This is a genomic window from Actinophytocola sp., from assembly GCF_050699915.1.
In the GTDB taxonomy this organism is placed as follows: Bacteria; Actinomycetota; Actinomycetes; order Mycobacteriales; family Pseudonocardiaceae; genus Actinophytocola.
This window is the reverse complement of sequence record NZ_JBOHGA010000346.1, coordinates 1-4,310: the sequence shown is the minus strand read 5'-3', so window position 1 is coordinate 4,310 and position 4,310 is coordinate 1. Positions and strand designations below refer to the sequence as shown.

Here is a 4,310-nt window from a genome sequence, read left to right as displayed (position 1 = left end):
GTCTGGTAAATGGTGATGTCCATGGCGTCACCCTAGCTGCGGCTCGGTGACCGGTGCTTCTCGATTCCTGATCGGTCTGGTCACCTGTTTTGCCACGCACGGCGGCATCCCCGCCGTCGCGCCCGCCGCGTGGCGCCGGTAGGTGCTGGGCGGCATACCGACCAGTTCGGTGAAGCGAGTGCTGAAGGTGCCCAGCGACGAGCAGCCGACCGCGAAACAGACCTCGGTGACGCTGAGGTCGCCACGACGCAGCAGCGCCATCGCGCGCTCGATACGCCGCGTCATCAGATAGGCGTACGGCGACTCGCCGTAGGCGAGGCGGAACTCGCGGCTGAGGTGCCCGGCCGACATGTGCGCGCCGCGGGCGAGCGCCTCGATGTCCAGCGGCTGCGCGTACTCCCGGTCGATCCGATCGCGGACGCGGCGCAGCCGCGCGAGATCGCGCAGGTGCTGCGCCGCGGCGGGTCTGCTGGTCACCTGCGAGATCGTGCCACATACGACTGAGTGTAAGCAGGATGAATGCCTACTCGACCCTGTTGAACACGCCCCTTTACCGGTCGGGACCAGTCGAAACAGATGAGAGAACTCGTCTCACGGTGTCCGCGAGGGCCTCGGTCAGGTGCCGACGTAGGCCGCGAGGTGCTCGCCGGTGAGGGTGGAGCGGGCGACGACGACGTCGGCGGGTGTGCCCTCGAAGACGATCCGGCCGCCGTCGTGGCCGGCGCCGGGGCCGAGGTCGATGATCCAGTCGGCGTGCGCCATGACCGCCTGGTGGTGCTCGATGACGATGACCGACTTGCCGGAGTCGACGAGCCGGTCGAGCAGACCGAGCAGCTGCTCGACGTCGGCGAGGTGGAGGCCGCTGGTCGGCTCGTCGAGGACGTAGACGCCGCCCTTCTCGGCCATGTGGGTGGCGAGCTTGAGCCGCTGCCGCTCGCCGCCGGACAGCGTGGTGAGCGGCTGGCCGATGCGGAGGTAGCCGAGCCCGACGTCCGCCAGCCGGTCGAGGATGGCGTGCGCGGCCGGCGTGCGCGCCTCGCCGGCGCCGAAGAACTCCTCCGCCTCGGTGACCGACATCGCGAGCACCTCGCTGATGTCGCGGCCGCCGAGGTGGTGGTCCAGCACCGATGCCTCGAACCGCTTCCCCTCGCACTCCTCGCAGGTGGTGGCGACGCCGGCCATCATCGCCAGGTCGGTGTAGATGACGCCGGCGCCGTTGCAGTTGGGGCAGGCGCCCTCGGAGTTGGCGCTGAACAGCGCCGGCTTCACGCCGTTGGCCTTCGCGAACGCCTTGCGGATCGGGTCGAGCAGTTTGGTGTACGTCGCCGGATTGCTCCGTCGCGAGCCGCGGATCGCGACCTGGTCGATCGACACCACACCCGCGCCTGCGGGGATCGACCCGTGCACGAGCGAGCTCTTGCCGGAGCCGGCGACGCCGGTGACGACGACAAGCACCCCGAGCGGGATGTCGACGTCGACGTCGCGCAGGTTGTGGGTGCTTGCGCCGCGTACCTCCAGCGCCCCCGATGGCGTCCGCACCGACGGCTTCAGGGAGGCCCGGTCGTCCAGATGCCGCCCGGTCAGCGTGCCGCCGGCCCGCAGCCCCTCGACAGTGCCCTCGAACACCACCTCGCCGCCGGCGGTGCCAGCGCCGGGGCCGAGGTCGACGACGTGGTCGGCGATCGCGATCGCCTCCGGCTCGTGCTCGACGACCAGCACGGTGTTGCCCTTGTCGCGCAATCGCAGCAGCAGGTCGTTCATCCGCTGGACGTCGTGCGGGTGCAGTCCGATCGTCGGCTCGTCGAACACGTAGGTCACGTCGGTGAGCGACGACCCGAGGTGTCGGATCATCTTGGTGCGCTGTGCCTCTCCCCCGGACAGGGTGCCCGACGGCCGGTCGAGTGAGAGGTATCCCAACCCGATCTCCGCGATCGAGTCGACGAGGTGTTGCAGCCCGGTGAGCAGCGGAGCCACCGACGGTTCGTCGAGGCCCCGGACCCAGTCGCCCAGGTCGCTGATCTGCATCGAGCAGACGTCGGCGATGTTCTTCCCCTTGATCTTCGACGACCGGGCCTCCTTGCTGAGTCGGGTGCCGTCGCACTCGGGACAGGTCGTGAACGTCACCGCCCGCTCCACGAACGCGCGGATGTGCGGCTGCAGCGCGTCGACGTCCTTGGACAGGAACGACTTCTGTATCGTCGGAATCAGCCCCGCGTATGTCAGGTTGATCCCGTCGACCTTGACCTTGGTCGGCTCCTTGTGGAGCAGGTCGTGCAGTTCCTTCTTGGTGTACTTGCGGATCGGCTTGTCCGGGTCGAAGAAGCCGCAGCCGCGGAAGATGCGGCCGTACCAGCCGTCCATGCTGTAGCCGGGGATCGTGAGCGCGCCCTTGTTGAGCGACAAGCTGTCGTCGTACAGCGCAGCCAGGTCGAAGTCGGTGACCGAGCCCATGCCCTCGCAGCGCGGACACATGCCGCCGAGACGGGTGAAAGTCGCCTTCTCGGTCTTCGTCTTGCCGGCCCCGCGCTCGATGGTGATCGCACCGCTGGCCTTCACCGAGGGGACGTTAAACGAGTACGCGTTGGGCGAGCCGATGTGCGGCTGCCCGAGTCGGCTAAAGAGAATGCGCAGCATCGCGTTGGCGTCGGTGGCGGTCCCGACGGTGGAGCGGGGGTTCGAGCCCATCCGCTCCTGGTCGACGATGATCGCCGTTGTCAGCCCCTCCAGCAGGTCGACCTCTGGCCGCGCCAGCGTCGGCATGAAGCCCTGCACGAAGGCGCTGTAGGTCTCGTTGATCAGCCGCTGCGACTCCGCGGCGATCGTGCCGAACACCAGAGAGCTCTTGCCCGAGCCGGAGACGCCGGTGAACACCGTCAGCCGGCGCTTCGGGATCTCGATGCTGACGTCCTTGAGGTTGTTCACGCGCGCGCCGTGCACGCGGATCAGGTCGTGGCTGTCGGCAGCGTGCAACGCAGGCGACTGCGTGTCCGTCCTCGTGGCCTTGCTCATCGTGCTCCATCTGTTAGGCGGAGCCGCCTTCGCGGTCTCCGTCGCCTAGCTCGATCTAACCAGCTTCGAGCAGTACGTCTGATTCCCTTCGTCGGCGCGGTCGCGGCAACGGTCGCTGTCTACCTGATCGGCGGTGTCGGCCGGGGTGGCGCGACGCCCGTCCGGCTGACGCTGGCCGGGGTCGCGCTCGGCCCAAGAACCAAGGCATCCACGCCGCTTCGGCCCGTGGAGCCTCTGACCAACCAGCGGCCGTCGCGCATCAGCTCGCGGTCGGGCATCTCGTTCACCTCGCGCCAAGCCTGGATGCGGCGCGGGGAGATACGGAACCAGCGGTACGGCGTGGCCAGCGCACGCGGGTCGAAGCCGGTGTGCGCGACGAACCGGTCACCCCGCTCCTGCGGCAGCGCGTCGATCTCGAGGACCTCGACTTCGCCCTCGATCATGGACACGTCGCGGGTGTGGCCCAGCCCCAGCCGAACGGCCCGGGTGGCGGCCAGGTTCCTGCCGGTCGGGCTGTCCGTCGGCGTGGCCATCAGCAGCGCCTCGCCGTCCCAGTCGAAGGACAGCGGCACCAGGTACGGCGCACCGTCCGCCGAGGCACTGGCCACCCAGACGTCTTTGTCGTGGGTGAGCCGATGCTCGGTGTCGCGACGCCGCTGAGCGCGGGAGCGGGGGTCGGCACTCATCGGTCCTGAAGCAGCCCGAGGACGTTGCCATCGGGGTCGGTGACGGTGGCCACCAGGCGGCCGCCACCGACGTCGTGCGCGGGCTCCTTCACGGTGGTACCCGCGGCGGTCACCTCGGCCAGCTTCGCCTCGATGTCCGGCACGTGCCAGTAGGCCACCGGTGAGGTCATGCCCTGCGGTCCACCGCCCGGCACCAGCCCGATGTGCTGGCCCGCGGCCTCGAAGCCGACGTAGTAGGACTCGTCGGTCTGCGGCGGTACGCCGAGCAGGGCGGCGTACACCGCCTTGGCCGTCGCCAGTCGGACACGGGATGCAGCACGGTCTTGATTCCCTGGGTGGAAGAGCCGGTCATGGTCACTCCTGAAGTCGTGGGTCACATCGACCCGGTGGGATTGTCGAGCTTAAAGACGAACGGGAAGCCCGGAAATCGACAGCCCGATCGCCCTGGATGTCGATTACGTCGTTGCGGACCTCGAAGCCGAGGGCGTCGCGATAGAAGGCCAGGGATGCGTCCGGGTCGTCGTGCGGGAGGAAGGTCTGGTAAATGGTGATGTCCATGGCGTCACCCTAGCTGCGGCTCGGTGACCGGTGCTTCTCGATTCCTGATCGGTCTGG

General features: G+C 68.6%; 4 protein-coding genes and 1 pseudogene. All 5 read right to left on the bottom strand.

Annotated features, from left to right (window positions below):
• Positions 1 to 27: 27 nt before the first annotated feature.
• On the bottom strand, positions 28 to 477 hold the full coding sequence (locus ACRDSK_RS32135; protein ID WP_431445171.1) for a helix-turn-helix transcriptional regulator: 450 nt from the start codon (positions 475 to 477) through the stop codon (positions 28 to 30).
• Between the two features lie 138 nt (positions 478 to 615).
• On the bottom strand, positions 616 to 3,009 hold the full coding sequence (locus ACRDSK_RS32130; protein WP_431445170.1) for an ATP-binding cassette domain-containing protein: 2,394 nt from the start codon (positions 3,007 to 3,009) through the stop codon (positions 616 to 618).
• A 119-nt stretch (positions 3,010 to 3,128) separates the two neighbouring features.
• The gene (locus tag ACRDSK_RS32125) at positions 3,129 to 3,695 is read right to left on the bottom strand and encodes a pyridoxamine 5'-phosphate oxidase family protein (protein ID WP_431445168.1); all 567 of its coding nucleotides are present in this window, start codon (positions 3,693 to 3,695) and stop codon (positions 3,129 to 3,131) included.
• On the bottom strand, positions 3,692 to 3,976 hold the full coding sequence (locus ACRDSK_RS32120; RefSeq protein WP_431445167.1) for a VOC family protein: 285 nt from the start codon (positions 3,974 to 3,976) through the stop codon (positions 3,692 to 3,694). Before ACRDSK_RS32120 ends, ACRDSK_RS32125 begins: the two co-directional genes overlap by 4 nt.
• Positions 3,977 to 4,151: 175 nt before the next feature.
• A pseudogene (locus tag ACRDSK_RS32115) lies at positions 4,152 to 4,253 on the bottom strand (VOC family protein); the annotation flags it as partial.
• Positions 4,254 to 4,310: the final 57 nt, after the last annotated feature.

Bases quoted from the DNA above. Each gene is read 5' to 3' on its own strand.
- ACRDSK_RS32130 (WP_431445170.1), bottom strand. From the start codon at position 3,009: ATGAGCAAGGCCACGAGGACGGACACGCAGTCGCCTGCGTTGCACGCT.
- ACRDSK_RS32125 (WP_431445168.1), bottom strand. From the start codon at position 3,695: ATGAGTGCCGACCCCCGCTCCCGCGCTCAGCGGCGTCGCGACACCGAG.